Annotated in this window: 15 protein-coding genes; all 15 read left to right on the plus strand. The window is 30.2% G+C overall.

Translation table 11 applies throughout. From position 1 onward, the window contains the following. The first annotated feature begins 74 nt into the window (after positions 1-74). The 15 genes from mutS (at position 75) to ACZ5SO_RS04100 (ending at position 18,198) form a co-directional block, all read left to right on the plus strand. Positions 75-2,753: a DNA mismatch repair protein MutS gene (gene mutS / locus ACZ5SO_RS04030; RefSeq protein ID WP_464626967.1), complete on the plus strand. Its 2,679-nt coding sequence runs from the start codon at positions 75-77 to the stop codon at positions 2,751-2,753. Positions 2,754-2,852: 99 nt separating this feature from the next. Then, a complete protein-coding gene (locus tag ACZ5SO_RS04035) occupies positions 2,853-3,353 on the plus strand; it encodes an LSm family protein (RefSeq protein ID WP_464626968.1) in 501 nt (166 codons plus the stop codon). After that, positions 3,343-4,818, plus strand: a complete 1,476-nt coding sequence (gene nusA / locus ACZ5SO_RS04040; RefSeq protein WP_464626970.1) for a transcription termination factor NusA — start codon at positions 3,343-3,345, stop codon at positions 4,816-4,818. The genes ACZ5SO_RS04035 and nusA overlap by 11 nt, the downstream gene beginning before the upstream one ends. A gap of 11 nt (positions 4,819-4,829) precedes the next feature. Further along, positions 4,830-7,622, plus strand: a complete 2,793-nt coding sequence (gene infB, locus ACZ5SO_RS04045) for a translation initiation factor IF-2 (protein WP_464626971.1) — start codon at positions 4,830-4,832, stop codon at positions 7,620-7,622. Next, a complete protein-coding gene (gene rbfA / locus ACZ5SO_RS04050; RefSeq protein WP_464626973.1) occupies positions 7,609-7,965 on the plus strand; it encodes a 30S ribosome-binding factor RbfA in 357 nt (118 codons plus the stop codon). The genes infB and rbfA overlap by 14 nt, the downstream gene beginning before the upstream one ends. After that, positions 7,955-8,860 carry a tRNA pseudouridine(55) synthase TruB gene (gene truB, locus ACZ5SO_RS04055; RefSeq protein WP_464626975.1) on the plus strand — a complete coding sequence of 302 codons (906 nt, stop codon included), beginning with the start codon at positions 7,955-7,957 and terminating at the stop codon, positions 8,858-8,860. The genes rbfA and truB overlap by 11 nt, the downstream gene beginning before the upstream one ends. Positions 8,861-8,863: 3 nt before the next feature. Then, the gene (locus ACZ5SO_RS04060) at positions 8,864-9,670 is read left to right on the plus strand and encodes a hypothetical protein (protein ID WP_464626977.1); all 807 of its coding nucleotides are present in this window, start codon (positions 8,864-8,866) and stop codon (positions 9,668-9,670) included. Beyond that, a complete protein-coding gene (gene rpsO / locus ACZ5SO_RS04065) occupies positions 9,667-9,933 on the plus strand; it encodes a 30S ribosomal protein S15 (protein WP_464626978.1) in 267 nt (88 codons plus the stop codon). The genes ACZ5SO_RS04060 and rpsO overlap by 4 nt, the downstream gene beginning before the upstream one ends. Positions 9,934-10,133: 200 nt before the next feature. Continuing rightward, positions 10,134-12,326 (plus strand): polyribonucleotide nucleotidyltransferase, encoded by a 2,193-nt coding sequence (gene pnp, locus ACZ5SO_RS04070; RefSeq protein WP_464626979.1) that lies wholly within the window; start codon positions 10,134-10,136, stop codon positions 12,324-12,326. Between the two features lie 6 nt (positions 12,327-12,332). Next, positions 12,333-12,773, plus strand: a complete 441-nt coding sequence (dut, locus tag ACZ5SO_RS04075; protein WP_464626980.1) for a dUTP diphosphatase — start codon at positions 12,333-12,335, stop codon at positions 12,771-12,773. Between the two features lie 3 nt (positions 12,774-12,776). Further along, positions 12,777-14,036, plus strand: coding sequence for an LptF/LptG family permease (locus ACZ5SO_RS04080; RefSeq protein WP_464626981.1), 1,260 nt, complete (start codon positions 12,777-12,779; stop codon positions 14,034-14,036). Continuing rightward, positions 14,036-15,127, plus strand: a complete 1,092-nt coding sequence (locus ACZ5SO_RS04085; RefSeq protein ID WP_464626983.1) for an LptF/LptG family permease — start codon at positions 14,036-14,038, stop codon at positions 15,125-15,127. Before ACZ5SO_RS04080 ends, ACZ5SO_RS04085 begins: the two co-directional genes overlap by 1 nt. Positions 15,128-15,187: 60 nt before the next feature. Next, positions 15,188-16,309 (plus strand): tRNA guanosine(34) transglycosylase Tgt, encoded by a 1,122-nt coding sequence (gene tgt / locus ACZ5SO_RS04090; RefSeq protein ID WP_464626985.1) that lies wholly within the window; start codon positions 15,188-15,190, stop codon positions 16,307-16,309. Beyond that, positions 16,287-17,813, plus strand: coding sequence for a murein biosynthesis integral membrane protein MurJ (murJ, locus tag ACZ5SO_RS04095; RefSeq protein ID WP_464626987.1), 1,527 nt, complete (start codon positions 16,287-16,289; stop codon positions 17,811-17,813). Before tgt ends, murJ begins: the two co-directional genes overlap by 23 nt. 67 nt (positions 17,814-17,880) lie before the next feature. Beyond that, a complete protein-coding gene (locus ACZ5SO_RS04100; protein ID WP_464626989.1) occupies positions 17,881-18,198 on the plus strand; it encodes a cupin domain-containing protein in 318 nt (105 codons plus the stop codon). The last annotated feature ends 31 nt before the right edge of the window (positions 18,199-18,229 follow it).

Genomic DNA, 18,229 nt, shown 5'->3' on the forward strand with positions numbered 1-18,229 from the left:
ATCTCCTCCGGGAGATATTTTTTTTAACTATAATAATGCTTTAATTTTTTTTTACTCCTTGATATACTCATCTTATGAAAAAAGAAAAATTAACCCCTATGATGGTCCAATATTATGAGATAAAAGATCAAAATAAGGATAAAGTATTATTTTTTAGACTTGGTGACTTTTATGAGATGTTTGATGATGATGCAATTGAAGTTTCAAGATTGTTAAACTTAACTTTGACTCATAGAGGCTCTTCTCCAATGTGTGGCATTCCCTACCATGCATCGAAAGCATATATCAAACGCTTATTAGAAGAAGGTAAAAAGATTGCAATTTGTGAGCAAGTGGAGACACCAACTAAAGATACAAAACTAGTTAAAAGAGAAGTAGTTCAAGTAATAACACCTGCCACTGTTGTAGAAGATGATTATTTAGATTCTAGATCTAGTAATTATATACTTTGTATTTCATATAGTGTGAAAGTAACTAGCGTCGCTTTTAGTGATATAACAAGTGGTGAATTTATACTAAAGAGTTTATATAAAGATAGTAGTTTTCAACAGCTAAATGCTCTCTTAACACAGTTAAGGCCTAAAGAAATCTTAGTAAATGAGGATGATTATTTTGTCCACAGAGATTTTGCTTCTATCTTAAAAGAGAAGAATATTATGATAACATATCTTCCTTCTTCTCAATTTAATAAGAAGAAAGCTTATGAAAAATTGACAAGTCATCTCTCAATAAATTCTTTAAAAGTTTTTAATATAGAAAAAGATAACCCTGCAATTAAACCTGCAGGAGCCCTTTTAAAATATATTTATGATACTTCTATGTCTTCATTAGACCAAATTACAAGTTATACAGTAGAAGAAGATACCTCTTTTTTAACAATAGATTCCTCTACTAGAAAGAGTTTAGAAATATTAGTTAATACTCAAGATGGAACAAGTCAAAACACTTTATATAATGTAGTTGATAAAACAATAACAAGTGGTGGAACTAGACTTTTAAAAAAATGGTTAAGTTATCCTTTAATCGATGAGACAATAATAAAAAATCGTCAAGATTGGGTAGAATATTTTAAATATAATAGAGAAGAGAGAAAAAGGGTAAGAGAAGAGCTTAAAGGTGTATTAGATATGGTACGCCTTACAACAAGAATCTCAATGAAGCGAAATATGCCAAGTGATTTACTTGGGATTTGTCGGACTGCAAAAGCTTTTTTTAATATTATAAAAGATGATTTTGAACATTATTCATGTCTAATTAATGATAATAGTGATAAAAGAGTTGAAATCGTTAATAGCTTTAGTAAAGTTGAATTAAATACGATGGATGAAATCTTTTCATTAGTTGAATTAATTCAAAATGCAATATATGAAAATATACAAGGACCTTTTGAAGAAGGAAAAGTTATTAAAAAAGGGTTTGATGAAGAGTTAGATAAACTTAGAGAAATCAAAAACCAAGGGTCTTCTTATTTAAAACAATATATTGACAAATTAAAAGAAGAAACAAATATCCCAAATATAAAACTAGGACATAATAAGATTCTTGGAAATTATATTGAAGTTAGAAAGACTCATGTAGATAAAGTTCCTTCAACATTTTATAGAAAACAAACTTTAGTAAATGCTGAAAGATTTACAAGTGATGAATTGAGTGAAATAGAGACTAAGATATTAAAAAGTAGTATTGAAGCTGAAAAAAGAGAAAGGCAAGTATATGAATCAATAGTAGATAGAGCTTCTAATGTATCTTCTTCACTTTTATTATTAGCCAACGCTCTAAGTAAAATTGATGTATTACAAAGCTTAGCTTATGTAGCTGATATATATGATTATAATAGACCTACTTTTGTAAAGGAAAATTCGATAGAAATAGTTAAAGGCCGCCATCCAGTTGTTGAGAAACAATTAGGGCTTGGATCTTTTGTTGCAAATGATTTAAATCTTAAGAGTGATGGTAAAAGGTTTTGTTTAATTACAGGTCCAAATATGGCAGGTAAATCTACATATTTAAGACAGTGTGCTTTAATTATACTTTTGTCTCAAATTGGAAGTTTTGTTCCTGCAGAAAAGGCAAAGTTATCATTAGTTGATAAACTATTTTGTAGAGTTGGTGCATCAGATAATATAGCAAAAGGCGAATCAACCTTCATGGTTGAGATGCAAGAAGCTGCTCATATTTTAAGAACGGCAACAAAAGATTCTTTTGTAATTATGGATGAAATAGGTAGGGGAACAAGTACACAGGATGGTATGAGTTTAGCCCATGCTTTTATGAAACACTTAGTAAAATTAAATTCAAAAACTTTATTTGCTACTCATTATCATGAATTAACTCTTTTAGATGTATCAAATGTGAAATTGTTAACTTTAGCAGTAGAAGAGAGAGGCAAAGATATTGTCTTTGTTAGAAAAGTTGTTGATGGTGTAGCAAATTCATCCTATGGGTTACATGTAGCTAAGTTAGCTGGGGTTCCAAGTCCTATTTTACGTGAAGCTGATAAATTCCAAAGAAGGCATTTTGGAGAATACACAATCAACAATACGGAAATGGATTTGTTTTCAATGGCCCAGTTAGAAGAGCTAGAGAATAAAGATTATCATAATATTGATAAAATAGATTACTTACCTATAATTGAAGAGATTAAAGAGTTTGATTTAACTAGTTCAACACCTATACAAGCAATGATTTTCTTACAAAAAATACAAGAAGAAATAGAAGAAAAACAAGAGAGCGAAACTCTTGACAAAAGATGATTGCATGAGTACTATGTAACTACATTTTGATAATTGATTTTTGGGAGACCGCAAATCGCAGGTCTCCTTTTTATTGGTTTTGAAAAAGTAAGGAAAATTATGAAAAACAACATAACTAAAGACCCTTTGTTTGAAGAGTATGCTCCATTATTGGAAGCTATGAATATTGTACTCGTTGACATTGATTTTAAGGAAAGCCCATTTAATGCACGCCTATCGGCAGTTATTAAATTAAAAGATGGTGAAGTTGGTGTAGATGAATGTGCAAAAGTTCATAATTTAATTAAAACTAGAATGGAATTACAATTAGCTGAAGAGCAAGATTTTGATTTAGAGGTTTCAACTCCAGGACTTCAAAGAAAAATCAGAGATGCTTATGAATTTAAATTATTTTCAGGTAAAAGAATAAGAGTGTATGATATATTACATTCCTATTGGTTATCTGGTATAATAAAAGAAGTAAAAGACTCAAGCGTTGTATTAATGAACTGCCTTGATCAAGATGATAAACCACTTGATGAAGACGTAGAAATAGAATTTGAAAATATCTCCAAAGCTAAGTTGGAATATATTTGGGAGGATAGAAAACATGCCAAGTGATTTAGGAGACGCTATAAAAAGAATAGTTGAAAGTGGTATATCAGAAGATTTAGTGATTTCCACCGTTGAAGATTTCTTAAAAGCTGCATATAAACGTAAATTTGGAAGTGATGCAAATGCTGTAGTTACTTTTAATGATGATTTAAGTTCTGTAGAATTATCATCTAGAAAAATAATTGTAGATGAGGATCATTATTATAACACATTAACAGAAATTTCTATTGAGGAAGCCAAAGAATACAACGAAGATGCTGAAATCGGAGATGTTATTTTAATCCCTATTGATATTAATAAAACCTTTGATAGAATTAGTGTTCAAAGTGCTAAACAAAAAGCTCATCAAAGTTTTAGAGATATTCAAAAGGACTCAATATATAGTGAATTTAAAAACAAAGAAGGCTGTTTAATCAACGGTTATTTTAACAGACAGATTAGAAATGATATTTTTGTTAACATTGGTTCGACTGAAGGAATCCTCCCTTCTAGATATCAATCTCCAAGAGAAAGTTATTCTCAAGATGATAAAATTAAATGTTATGTAGAAAGAGTTGAGAAAAATGATAAAGGCGTTAGAGTTATTTTATCAAGAACTTCTCCCGAATTAGTTAGACAATTATTTGAATTAGAAGTCCCTGAAATCAATCAAGGACAGATTGAAATAGTAAATGTTGCAAGAGAAGCAGGTTATAGATCTAAAGTCTCAGTAAAAACAAACAATCAAGATATAGACCCTGTTGGTGCTTGTGTTGGATTAAAAGGAAATAGAATCCAAACTGTAATTAAAGAAATTGAAGGTGAGAAGATTGATGTAATAAATTATGATTCAAATCCTGTAAATTATATAATGAATGCTTTAACTCCTGCTCAAGTTATAGATGTAGTTATAACAGATAGGTTAACTTACAGAGCAATTGCAATAGTTGATGAATCACAATTGTCTTTAGCAATAGGTAAGGGTGGCTTAAATGTTAAATTAGCTAAAAAGTTATGCGATTGGAATATTGATGTTAAAACTCCTGCTGAGTTCCAAGATATGGAATTTGTTAATGTTGCTAAAGAAAGAGCTGAATCCTTCTTTATTAATGGTGAAGATAATGACTATTATGAAGAAGAACAACCTGAAGTTGCACAAGAAACTGGTATAGCTGAAGATGAAATACAATTTGCCGATATTGAATTAGACAAAAATATTGTTGCAAAACTTCAATTCCATGATATCTATACTATTGAAGAATTTGTTAATTTAAGTGATGCTGAACTTGAAGCTTTTGGTGATTTCTCGAAAGAAGAATTAGAAGCTATTAATACAATAATATTAAAGTATGTTGATATTGTTGAAGAAACAGACGAAGATGAATATGAGTATAAGTGTCCAAATTGTGGCCACACGATAACAGTTGAAATGACTGAATGCCCAGAATGTGGTACCGGCTTAGCATTTGAAACTGTTGAAGAAGAGGAATAGAATAGAAAAATATGAGTGAAAAAAAAGCAACTTTAATAAAACACGTAAAAAGTTCAAATTTAGATGCAGAACCTGCCAAACCAGTAGAAGCTGCATCAACAACAAGTCAACCAAAGATTGAAAAGAAAAAAATTATTGTCAAGAAAAAGGTTGTAAGAGTTAAACCTCAACAGAAATCTAAAGAGGTTGGTTCTACTATAACTAGTCTTGGTTCTAAAAAAACTAATAGTTCTACTGCTACAACGAAACCTAGCAAAGATAACGAACCAAAAAGACGAATTATCAAGAAAACAACAATCGGTAAGGGCGTTTCTCCCTTACATACTGGTCCTGTTATTATAAAAAGTACTAATCTTCCTCCAGTTCCAAACCAAGGTAAAACTGCTAAAGATCATGCCGAGTGGCAAAGCAAAAATGCCGGCAAAATAGTACAGCCAAATCCTAATCCAGCAGCTCCACGTGTAGCTGGTACTGTAGGTGGTAAACCGGTAGCTGGTTCTAGAAGTCGAAATCCTCGAAATAATCCTCGTCAGAACAATTATAATAGAAATGGTCAAACAGGTGGTTATACCCCAAATAATAACCAAGGTGGCTATAACAGAAATAATCAAAATGGTGGTTATAACAGAAATGGCCAGAATAATACTGGTGGATATAATAGACCTCAAGGTGGTTATAACAGAAATGGCCAAAATAATAATACTGGGGGATACAACAGACCTCAAGGTGGCTATAATAGAAATAATCAAGCTGGTGGATTTAACAGACCAAACCAAAATGGTCCAAACAGGAATACTGGTGGATATAATAGACCAAATCAAAATGGTGGTGGATTTAACAGAAACAACAATAACCAAAATGGTTCAGCAGCCCCAAATACATTTGGAAATGGAAAAACTCAAAAGAAGACGTTTAAAAAGAAAAATAATTCTTATCAAAAACGTGATGCGACAATGGAAAAAGAATTCCAAATTCAAAGAAAGAGGGAACAAGCTGCTGCTAAACTTGCATCAGTTCCTAAATCAATTGATATTATGGAATCTATTACAGTTGCAGATTTAGCCAAAAAAATGAACTTAAAAGCAAATGATATCATTGCTAAATTATTCTCTATGGGTATGATGGTTACCATCAACCAACAAATTGACCATGAAACAGCAGAAATTATTGCATCTGAATATAACTGTAAAGTTAAACTTGTCTCTTTATATGACGAAACTTTAATTGAGTCTGACAAAGATACTGAAGAGGATCTAGTTGAAAGAGCACCAATTGTTACAATCATGGGACACGTTGACCATGGTAAAACTAAGTTGTTAGATGCGATAAGATCAACTAACGTAGCTGGTGGAGAATTTGGTGGTATTACTCAACATATTGGAGCTTACAAAGTTTCATTAGGAGAGAGAGGCGAAATAGTATTCTTAGATACACCAGGTCACGCAGCATTTACAATGATGAGATCTCGTGGTGCACAAATTACAGATATCGTTGTACTAGTAGTTGCTGCTAATGATGGAGTTATGCCTCAAACAAGAGAAGCAATAGATCATGCTAAAGCTGCAAAAGTACCAATTATAGTTGCAATTAACAAATGTGATTTACCAGAATCAAATCCTGAAAGAGTAATGCAACAATTATCTGATTTAGGATTAATGCCAGAAGAATGGGGTGGTCAAACATTATATTGTAAGATTTCAGCTCTCAAAAAACAAGGTATTGAGGAATTATTAGATACCATTTTATTAGAAAGTGAAATTCTAGAACTTAAGGCCAATCCTAACTGCAGGGCAGAAGGTAAGATTATTGAATCTAGAATAGATCAAGGTCGTGGTACAGTAGCTTCAGTCTTGATTGAAAGAGGAACTCTAAAACAAGGTGATCATTATGTAGCTGGTATTTATCCAGGTAGAGTTAGAGCCATGTTTGATGATAGTGGTAAAAAAATTCAAGAGGCAGGTCCATCAACGCCTGTTGAAATTATAGGATTATCTAACATACCATCAGCTGGGGATCCTTTCCAAGTTACTGAAGATGAAAAACAAGCAAGACAAGTTGGAGCTAAACGTCAAGAATTAGAGAGATTAGGAGCAAATAGAACTGGTAATAAGTTTACTCTTGATACACTCTTTGACAAAGTTCAAGAAGGTACAATTGAAAGCTTTAATGTAATAATTAAAGGTGATGTACAAGGTTCAGTTGAAGCCCTACAAAGTTCTTTAGAAAAATTATCTAATAGTGAAATTAGATTAAATGTAATTAGAGCTAGTGCAGGTGCTATTATTGAAAGTGACATTACCTTAGCTTCAGCATCTTCTGCATTAGTAATTGGTTTTAATGTAAGACCAACACCTAGGGCTTTAGCTTTAGCAGAGCAAGAGAAAGTAGAGATTAGAAAGTATAACATTATTTACGATGTAGTAGATGATGTTAGAGAAGCTATGGAAGGAAAATTATCTCCTATTGTTAAAGAAGTTGAAATTGGTAAAGTTGAAGTTAGAGATACTTTCAAAGTACCAAAAATTGGCTTAATTGCTGGTTGTTATGTTCTTAGTGGTAAAGTTAAGAGAAACAGTTTAGTTAAGGTAATTAGAGATAATATACAAGTAAGTAAGAATCTTATAAAACTTTCTTCTTTAAAACGATTTAAAGATGATGCAAAAGAAGTCGCATCAGGCTTTGAATGTGGTATTGGTTTAGAAAATTTCCAAGACTTAAAAGTTGGAGATATTCTTGAAATAATCGAACAAGAAGAAGTACAAAGATCCTTAGAAGATGGAAACAAGAAAGATGAGTCAGTATAGTCAAAAAAGAATTGAAGCTAAGATTGAAGAAGCAATAAGTACATTAATAGTTAAAGGTGAAATTAAAAACTCAAACGTTAGTACTTTATGCTCTGTTTCAAGAGTAAGCTTATCTCATGATAATGCTTATGCAACAATTTATATTACAAGCGTACTAGATGATGATTCCCTAAAAAAAAGTGTAGCAGGTTTGCAAAAAGCTGCTGCCTTTATTCAGGGTAGGTTAGGAAAATTTCTAGGAACTAGAAATACTCCTAAATTAACATTTAAGGCAGATGATTCCTATAAAGAAGCTCAAAAGATAAATAATTTAATAGATTCTTTGGAGTATTATGGGGACTAATTCACATATAATATTAACTAATAAACCTAAAGATGTAACTTCGTTTAAATCTTTAGGTTCTATTAAAAGAAATGTTGATAAGAAAGTAGGCCATGCGGGGACTTTAGATAAGTTTGCTCATGGTCTAATGATTGTATTAACTGGATCAGCTACAAAATTAAATCAATTATTTTCAACATTAGATAAAACATATATTGCAACCATAAGGTTTGGAGCTCAGACGACTACTTTAGATCCAGAAGGTGAAGTTGTTGAAACATCTCAAATCCCTGATTTAGAGACAATAAAAACAGCTATAAAAAATAACTTTATGGGTAAAGTACTTCAAACTCCTCCAGCTTATTCAGCTATACACATAGATGGTAAGAGAGCATATAAATTAGCTAGAAGTGGAGAAGAAGTTGAGATGCCTGAAAGAGAAATCAATATTTATAGTTTTGATATATTAAGTTATAATGATCTTGATTTGATTTGTGAGATTAGAGTTTCAAAAGGAACATATATTAGGTCAATAGCTAGAGATTTAGCTTTAGCTTGTAATTCTAGAGGTTATTTAGTAGATTTAATTAGAACTTCAATAGGTCCTTTTACATTAGACCAAGCAATAAACACAGATACAAAAGAAGAGATAGATAGTGGCTTAAATAAGACAGATGAATACTTAAAACAATTAGATTGTATGTCTATTTATCAAATTAAAGACAAGTATTTATTTGATTTAGCGAATGGTCGAAAACCTACTTTTAATATCTTAAAGCCCATCAGGGAAAATAAAGAAGCTAGTTATGCTGCAATATATTCGAAAGATGATATTCTCAGATGTGTTTTAAAACTAGAAGAAGGTTCAATATCTAAGATATTGTGTCAGATAAATCCATGTTTTGATAGGAATTAAATAGTGAAAACGATATTTTTTCAAGATTTTACTAAAGATGATAATGAATATAAAAATTTAGAGATAGCCTTGTGTATAGGTGTCTTTGATGGAATACATTTAGGCCATCAAGAAATATTAAATAAAGTTGTCAATAATTCATTGTATTCTGTAGTAATAACATTTAACTCTAATCCTAAGATGAAGACAGGTAGACGAGAACATGTTAAACCATTATTGAGTGAGAATTTAAAAACTCAATTGTTTGAAAAAATGGGTTTTGATTTACAAGTAATTATTGACTTTTCTGAAAAAATCAGTAAACTTACAGCAGATGAGTTTTTACAGATGCTTTGTAAAAACTTAACTATAAAAAAATTAATTGTTGGGGAAGATTTTCAATTAGGTAATCCAAAAGCTTGTTTACATGCTTTTGAGTTGCAAGGGCATCTTCGCCATTATTCAGAAGAAACTGAGGTAGTTATTACAAATGCAATTGTCGACAAAGACAATAAAGTAATTAGTTCTTCAAGAATAAGACAATTAATAAAAAAGGGTAAGATGGACGTTGTCCATAATTTACTCGGCAGAGAGTATTTGCTGGATTTGGGGTTAACGCCTGCCCAATTTTCTGGTAGCTCTATGTTAATTAAATCAGATGATGTAAATCAGCTTCTACCTTGTAGTGGTTCATTTACTGGATTATGGGTTGAGTCTAATTCTTTTGCTGAAATAAAAATAGTGAAAGATGTTATAGAAATTAATCCTCATCCTAAATCGTCTGACAAAAAAATGACTCTAGCTATAGCTAGACAAAGGGTATCTAAATGATCACTAAAGAACAAAAAGCTCAAATCGTAGCTAAATTCGGTAATTCTGAAACTAACACTGGTAGTACACACGTACAAATTGCTTTATTAACAGCACGTATTAATGACTTACAAAGCCATTTTAAAGCAAATCCAAAAGATCACGCTTCAAGACGTGGCTTATTACAAATGGTAGGTCAAAGAAGAAGACTTCTACGTTATTTAAAGAATACTAACATTGACGAATACAGAGCTTTGATTGCTGAATTAGGAATCAGAAAGTAATCAAGTTATTTTTATTTAAATATTGGGGGATGGTAGCAATACAGTTCTCCAATATTTTTTTTGCTTATGTTATCATTGAAACATTTGTAAAAATAAGTAATAATAGTATATATAAGAATTTTTATAAATAGGGCTAGTTTCTAATGAAGAAGCAAAAAAAAAGAACTATTAAAAAGAACGAAAAGAATAAGGAATAAGAAATGTTTGAAACGAAAAAAACAAGTGTTCAGATTGGGGATGGCACCCTAGTTTTTGAAACCGGGAAAATTGCAAAGCAGACAAGCGGTGCAGTTTATGCAAGTTATGCTGGTAGTGCAGTAATTGCTACAGTATGTTGCGGTAAAGCTCCAACAGAACCATTAGATTATGTACCATTACAAGTTGAGTACAATGAAAAATATTATGCAGCTGGTAAAATACCAGGTGGATATTTAAAAAGGGAAGCCCGCCCTAAAGATAAAGAAATATTAGTAAGCAGATTAATTGATAGACCAATGAGACCTTTATTTGACAAGGCATTTGGACGTGAAATTCAAATTGTACCTACTGTTGTATCTACAGATCAAATTAATACACCAGATATTATAGCAATAAATGCTGCTTCTGCTGCTGTTACAATTAGTGATATTCCATTTAATGGCCCTATTGCTGCAGTTAGAATGGGTAAAATCGATGGAAAATATATTGTTAACCCAACATTCCAACAGATTGAAAAATGTGAATTAGAAATTGTTGTTGCTGGAACACTTGATGGAATAACAATGGTAGAAGGTGGAGCAAAAGAAGTTAGCGAAGAAGATATGCTTGAAGCAATTGCTTTAGCTCATCCCCACATTAAAGATTTATGTCAAGCTCAATTAGAATTGAAAAAAATTGCTGGAAAAGAAAAATTACCAGTATTTGTAGCTGAAGAAGATTTATCTTGGTTAGAACCTGTAAAAGAATTTGCTTATCCTCTAATCAAAGAAGCATCTTTTGTTAAAGGAAAAATGGAAAGATATGCAGCTTTGAAAGAAGCTCATGATAAAATTGAAGAAAAATTCGCTTCTTTATTAGAAGACGATGACAAAAAGAAAGATCAATTAGCTCATTTATATGAAGATTTAGAATATGAAATTCTAAGAAAATCAATTTTAGAAGATGGAGTTAGAACTGATGGACGTAAAGTTACAGAAATTCGTCCAATTACTTGTGAAGTTGGGTTATTGCCTAAAACACATGGTTCAGCCCTATTTACAAGAGGTGAAACTCAATCATTAGCTACAACTACATTAGGAACTGCTAGTGATGAACAAATGTTTGATACAATTGATGGAGATAAATCATATTCTTCATTTATGCTTCACTATAATTTCCCTCCATATTCAGTAGGTGAGTGTGGTAGATTGACTACAGGTAGAAGAGAAATTGGACATGGCCATTTAGCTCAAAGAGCTCTATCAGCTATAATTCCAGATAAAGATGAATTCCCATATACAATTAGAGTAGTATCAGAGATTATGGAATCTAATGGTTCTTCTTCAATGGCCTCAGTTTGTGGTGGTTGTTTATCATTAATGGATGCTGGTGTTCCAATTAAAAAACCAGTTGCAGGTATTGCAATGGGCTTAATAACTGAAGGTGCAGATTATTCAAAATATGTTGTTTTATCTGACATTTTAGGTGAAGAGGACCATTTAGGTGATATGGACTTTAAAGTAACAGGTACTGAAGATGGTATTACAGCATTCCAAATGGATATTAAGATAGCTGGTGTTACACCTGAAATTATGAGTAAAGCTTTAAAACAAGCTAAAGATGGTAGACTTCATATCTTAAATATTATGAAAGACGCTATTTCAACACCAAGAGAAGACATTAATGAAAATGCTCCAAAAATCTTAACAATGAAAGTAGATGAAGAAAAAATTGGTGCTATCATTGGTACAGGTGGTAAAACCATAAAGGGAATTGCAACTCAAACAGGTGCTGAAGTTAATATCAGTGATGATGGAACTGTAACTATTTATGGTAAAAACAGTGCTTCTGCTCAAAAGGCTAAAGATCTAGTTAAATCAATAATTGAAGAACCAGAACCCGGTAGAATCTACCAAGGAACTGTTAAGAGAATAATGGATTTTGGTGCATTTATTGAAATCTTACCTGGTAAAGAAGGTCTTTGTCATATTTCTAAATTAGATAAAAAACGTGTTAAGAGTGTTGATGAAGTATTAACAATAGGACAAGAAATTCCAGTTAAACTAATGGAAATCGATAGACAAGGAAGATTAAATCTCTCTTATGTAGATGCTTTGTATCCAAATGAAGGAAATGAAAAAAAGCCTTTTAACAAAGGGGAACACAAAAATCATGATAAGGGTGAGAAAAAACCTTTTAATAAAAAGAGGGTTTAAGAACTAATGGCTGATATTGTTGTTAAGACAAAATTAGATAAAGGTTCTATACTTCCAAAACAAACAACAGCTTTGAGTGCGGGTTCTGATATTTCAGCTAGGCTCTCAAAGCCGTTTACTTTAAAGCCTGGAGACTATGCTTTAATACCTACAGGTTTAAAGATAGCCTTACCACCAGGTTATGAAGCTCAGGTTAGACCTAGAAGTGGACTTGCGGCTAAATATGGAGTAACTGTTTTAAACTCTCCTGGAACTATAGATGCTGATTATCGTGGTGAAGTTAAAGTTATCTTAATAAATCATGGCAAAGAAGATTTTGTTATAAATGATAAAGATAGAATTGCCCAATTTGTAATAGCTCCTGTTGTAACTGCTAATTTTGTAGAAGTTGATGAGTTAGACAAAACCAATCGGGGAGAAGGTGGATTCGGATCTACTGGAGTATAAGTTTTGACTTTGAAAATTGGTAAAAAACGATTGTTTACATTTATAGGGCGAGAATATATTCTTGCCTTCTTAGTTGCATTCGTTTTTTTCTTTTTTATTTTTTTTATAAATCAAATTCTTATTTTGGCTAAAAGAATACTCTTAGGTAATGTTGATTTTTTTACAATGTTACATTTAGTAGTTTTAGCAATTCCCCAATTTTTATTATATGTATTTCCTTTTGCATCCCTAAGTGGAGCTGCGATGGTTATAGGAGATTTAAATTCTTCTAATGAGATATTAGCCCTTAGAAGCTCAGGTTTTAGCTTATATGATATTTTTAAACCGATTATAATAATATCTATTTTAATTTCAGTATTTTGTTTTTTAGTAGCTGATATATTATTACCATATAGTGCATTACAATATCAAAAGTTATATGTCCAGTTACTAACAAAAACACCAGGAGTAGAATTAAAAAGCTATTCAACGAATGTTTTCGATAATTTGTTAATAACAAATGGTGAAGTTAAAGATAATAAAATAGAAGATGTTACTATTATTAATTCATATGATGATAATTCATATTTAATACAATCAAAAATGGGTACTTTAAATTTATTAGATGTTAATAATTTAATTTATTCCTTGGATGTCGAAAGTCCTACAATAATTTTTACTAATACTAAAGAACCTAATATATGGGACATGGCTAAAGCTAAGGAAGCAAAATTTTTCATTGATTTTTCAAATAATCTAGCTCGAGTAAGTGCTTCTATTCCATCAAATCTTTCAAGTGTTGATTTAATTTCTAAAATTAAAAGATCTAAACCAATTTTGTTATCGAACAAAGAAAATAAATTTGAAGATAGAAGTTCTGTAATTCTAAATCTAGCAAAGAATTTTGAAATTAATAATGCAATGGATAATTTGGTTGCTAATGAGTTTGTGGAAGGCTATAACAATTTTCCAACAATCGAAATAAATCATATAGATTTTTATTTACAATATTATAGAGCAGAGTTATATAAAAAAATGGCTTTAAGTGCGGCATGTTTTTTCTTAATTTTAATTACTATCCCTCTATCTTATTTGAAGTTTAAACACGGAAGATTAGTGGGTTTTTCTTTATCCATGTTTGTAGCTGTGATCTATTGGTATTTATTGTTTATAGCACAGTTAAAAACTTTCCAATATCCATTAAATCCTATTTTTTTGATGTGGTTCCCTAATATTTTAATTTTATTAATTTCCTCAATTCTGATTAAGGTATGGAGGAATTAATGAAAATAATAAATAAATTTATATTATCTAATTTAATTAAACTTTTATTTGTAACAATGATATTAACAACCTTAATTCTATTAAGTGTTGATTTGTTTTCAAATTTAAATTCATATGTCCAAAATAATGTATCATGGGACATTATCTTTAATATTACTATAGATTATATACCACAAGCAATAATGATAGTTTTGGCCCCAACTTCTTTATTTTGTGTTACATTCTTTTTATCTCAGCTATATGCCAATAATGAAGTTATAGCTTTATTATCAAGTGGTTTATCTCTAAGAAATATTTATAAAAAGATTTTATTATTAATGGCTTGTATCACATTTATAGCTTTTTTGTTTAATGAAAATTATGTTTTAGAGTCAATTACTAGGCGAACTCAATTTAAAAATCAAATATTTAATATAAATTACAATTTAAATAACTCAAATATTGGGTTATTAGATTCAGTAAATAATAATATTATTTATGCAAATACATATATAGAAAAAGATAAAACACTTTTTGGAGTTATTGTTGTACAAAAAAATGAAGATAATGAAATTATCAAACGTATAGATAGTAAAAAAGCTATTTGGAATAGTGAAAATAAAGATTGGATATTACAAGATGTAATTATAAGCGATATAAAAGAAGATAATATTGAAATAACGATGTTAGATGAGGTAGAAGATCCTAATATTAATTTAGAGCCAAATTTATTTAGAAGTATAACTTACGATTTACAGACTATGTTTTTCACTAGTGCTATAAAATATTTGAATATTCAAAAAAAAGTTAATATAAGATTATGGTATCAAAACATGAGTGAATTCTTAGAACGCTTAACTGCACCTTTTTCAGCATTCTTTATGGTTATTATAGCTTGCAGTATCGATTATAGAAATAAAAAAAATGTATTTTTATTTTCTATATTTAACTCAATAGTTATAGCTGTAATATTCTATGTTTCAAAAATGCTATTTCAACTTACAGCTAAACAGGCAATATTAAGTCCATATATATCAATTACATTACCTTATGTTATAATTCTATTTATACCATTAATTTTAAATAAGTTAAAAAGTTTTTCTGCTACTTAAATCTAGTTGAATTATTTTTAATCTTCAAGTAAGTTAATAGAGCTTGTAAAGGATAAAATAGTGAAAAAATTATATACAAAAATACATCAAGATAAAGATACAAATGCTCGAATTGGTTATGTAAAATTAGATCATGGAGTAGTAGAGACTCCTGCATTTATGCCAGTTGGTACTAATGGAACTGTTAAAGGTATATACCATGATAAGGTTAAAGAAATTGGATATAATCTTATTTTAGGAAATACTTATCATCTATACTTGAGACCTGGAACCGAAGTTTTAGACAGTTTTGGTGGGTTACACAATTTTTCAAACTGGCAAGGTAATATTTTAACAGACAGTGGAGGCTTTCAAGTTTTTTCTTTATCTAAACTTAGAAAAATAAAAGATAGTGGAGTCCATTTTAGATCACATATAGATGGATCTAAACATGTTTTTACTCCAGAGAAGGTAATTGATATACAAAAGAGTATTGGTAGCGATATTTGCATGCTTCTTGATGTATGTACACCTCCAGATATTCCATATAGGGCAGCAAAAGAAGCTATGTACACAACTCATAGTTGGGCAAAAAGAGCAAAAGATTATGGCGACAATCTAGAAGGCTTTAAGGGCAATATGTTTGGTATTGTTCAAGGTAATTTTTACAAAGATTTGAGAAAAGAAAGTGCTGAATATATTTCTTCCCTAGATTTTCCGGGAATTGCTATTGGTGGTTTATCAGTAGGAGAAGAAAAGGAAGCTTTTTATGAATATTTAAGTTACACAAGTGAGTTTGTTGATGAAACAAAGCCAAGGTATGTAATGGGAATTGGATCACCTGATTATATACTTAATGCTGTAGAAAATGGTATCGACTTATTCGATTGTGTATTAGCAACTAGAATGGGTAGAAATGGGGCTGTATTTAGTGATGATGGTGTTGTTACACTTAAAAAAGCTATACATAAATTTGACCATAATCCAATTGATGAAAATTGTACTTGTACAGCTTGCCAAAAATACTCAAGAGCCTATATGCATCATATGGTTAAAACAAATGAAATGCTTGGAGGGATGCTAGCTACTGAACATAATTTAACATATTTATATAATCTATTAGCTAGAGTTAGACAAGCAATTAAGGAAGATAGGTTTAAGCAGTTTAAAAAGGATTATCTTGAAAGATTTTACTCAAAATAAACAGAAATCAAAAGATTCAACAATCCTAATGGTCTTAACTTTGGTATCTAGACTATTAGGGATTGTAAAAGCTAGGGTAATTACAACAGCTTTTGGGGCAACATCAACAGCTGATGTAATTAATGTAGCCTTTTTCTTTCCTAATAATCTAAGAAAAATTTTTGCTGAAGGAGCAATTTCAGCTGCCTTTATTCCGAGTTTTTCAAAAAGTGATAGCAAGAGTTATAGAAATAAATTATTAAGTTTGATGTTAACTTTTCAGTTAATTTTGTTTTCACTAGTGATAATAGTTTTTTTATTTTTTAGTAGACAAATTTTTTCATTTATAAGTGATTTTGAAGGTAGTCAAATAGACTTAGGAGCTAAGTTGTTACCTTATTTTATGGGATTTTTGGCTTTTATTTCTATAGCAAACGTATTTGCTGCGGCACTTCAAACAGATAAAAAATTTATATCATACGGAATAGCGCCATTATTTTTTTCAATTTCACTAATATTATTTGTTTCTATTTTCCACACAAAACTAGGGGCCATGTCTATGGCTTATGGTGTTATCTTAGCTAGTTTAGTTCAGTTTGTATTCACCTATATATCCGTTTATAAATATGGGTATAGATCGCGTTTAGATTTTGGATTTAATGATAAAGAATTTAAAAAAATATTAAAAACGTGGTTGATAGTAGTAGGCTCAGCAATAACAACTATTTGTTCACAGCAGTTTTCCTCCTACCTTGCGACAACGCTTACGGAAGGTAACGCTACTGCTTTCTCAAATTCCATGATTTTTTTCTCGACTCCATATGGAATAGTTAATGCTGGTTTTGTTACAGTAGTTTATCCTTTACTTTCAAAAAGCTATGTGGAAAAAAATCAAACAGAATTTAAATCTAATTTAGCTTATGGAATAGATGGAATGATTAATCTATTTATTCCAGCAACAATTTTAATAATGTTTTTGAGTAAAGAATATGTAGCAGTATTGTTACAAAATGGTAAGTTTACATATAGTGATACATTACTAACAGCATCTGTTATTTTTTATTTGGTAATGGGGTTAACCATAATTGGGCTTAATTCCTTATTAAATCGCGCTCTAATTGCAAAAGATAAGGCAAGACTGTCATTTATTCTAATTGTACTTCAAGCCGTTTTAGATATGATTTTGTCTTTTATTTTAATTAAAAAACTATCAATCATTGCACTACCTATAGCAAATACAATCTCTTTTTTAATAACTCTAATTATTCATATTTTTATTCTCATTGATGATATTAATATAAAGAAGACTATATTTATGATTTTTAGGACTGTTCTAGCTAATTTACCAATGTTATTAATTTTGATTATATATAAAAAGTTTTCTCCTATTTGGTATATCGATGGCTCAACGGGTAAAAATATATTAATAGCGATGTTGATAACTATTGGTTTAGGAATGATTTGTTTATTTTCATATTCAATATTTAAAATTCCATTTTTACAATATTTTAAACGACAAAAGTAACATAAGTGTCTTTTGTTTTAAAATATTTTTATTATACTATGTGAAAAGAGTAAAAGTGGAGAATAAAATGATAGAGGAAATTTACAAAATAAGTGATAGTAATAAGCCTATAATTGAAGCAGTAATCAAAGATGAAAATTTAAATTTTATGCATATGGTTTTATTAACAGGTGAAAAACTAAAAACACACTATACAAATGCAAATGTTTATATGACAGTAGTAAAAGGAACATTATCTTTAAGTTTAGAAGACAATGAGTTTAAACAATATGAAAAAAATACAGTATTAAAAATACCATATAACACAAAAATGGATGCACAAAATCATGGTACTGAGATTTTAGAGTTATTTGTAGTTAAGGCTCCAGCACCTGGAAATTATTAATTTAGATATTAAATTTAAATAAAAAACCCAA

Source organism: Pleomorphochaeta naphthae (assembly GCF_055396005.1).

What these genes read in the sequence shown, in the direction of transcription:
- dut (WP_464626980.1), top strand. Translation starts at nt 12,333, where the DNA reads ATGGCTGATATTGTTGTTAAGACAAAATTAGATAAAGGTTCTATACTT.
- ACZ5SO_RS04100 (WP_464626989.1), top strand. Translation starts at nt 17,881, where the DNA reads ATGATAGAGGAAATTTACAAAATAAGTGATAGTAATAAGCCTATAATT.
- rbfA (WP_464626973.1), top strand. Translation starts at nt 7,609, where the DNA reads ATGAGTCAGTATAGTCAAAAAAGAATTGAAGCTAAGATTGAAGAAGCA.
- truB (WP_464626975.1), top strand. Translation starts at nt 7,955, where the DNA reads ATGGGGACTAATTCACATATAATATTAACTAATAAACCTAAAGATGTA.
- infB (WP_464626971.1), top strand. Translation starts at nt 4,830, where the DNA reads ATGAGTGAAAAAAAAGCAACTTTAATAAAACACGTAAAAAGTTCAAAT.
- pnp (WP_464626979.1), top strand. Translation starts at nt 10,134, where the DNA reads ATGTTTGAAACGAAAAAAACAAGTGTTCAGATTGGGGATGGCACCCTA.
- mutS (WP_464626967.1), top strand. Translation starts at nt 75, where the DNA reads ATGAAAAAAGAAAAATTAACCCCTATGATGGTCCAATATTATGAGATA.
- rpsO (WP_464626978.1), top strand. Translation starts at nt 9,667, where the DNA reads ATGATCACTAAAGAACAAAAAGCTCAAATCGTAGCTAAATTCGGTAAT.
- nusA (WP_464626970.1), top strand. Translation starts at nt 3,343, where the DNA reads ATGCCAAGTGATTTAGGAGACGCTATAAAAAGAATAGTTGAAAGTGGT.
- ACZ5SO_RS04035 (WP_464626968.1), top strand. Translation starts at nt 2,853, where the DNA reads ATGAAAAACAACATAACTAAAGACCCTTTGTTTGAAGAGTATGCTCCA.
- ACZ5SO_RS04085 (WP_464626983.1), top strand. Translation starts at nt 14,036, where the DNA reads ATGAAAATAATAAATAAATTTATATTATCTAATTTAATTAAACTTTTA.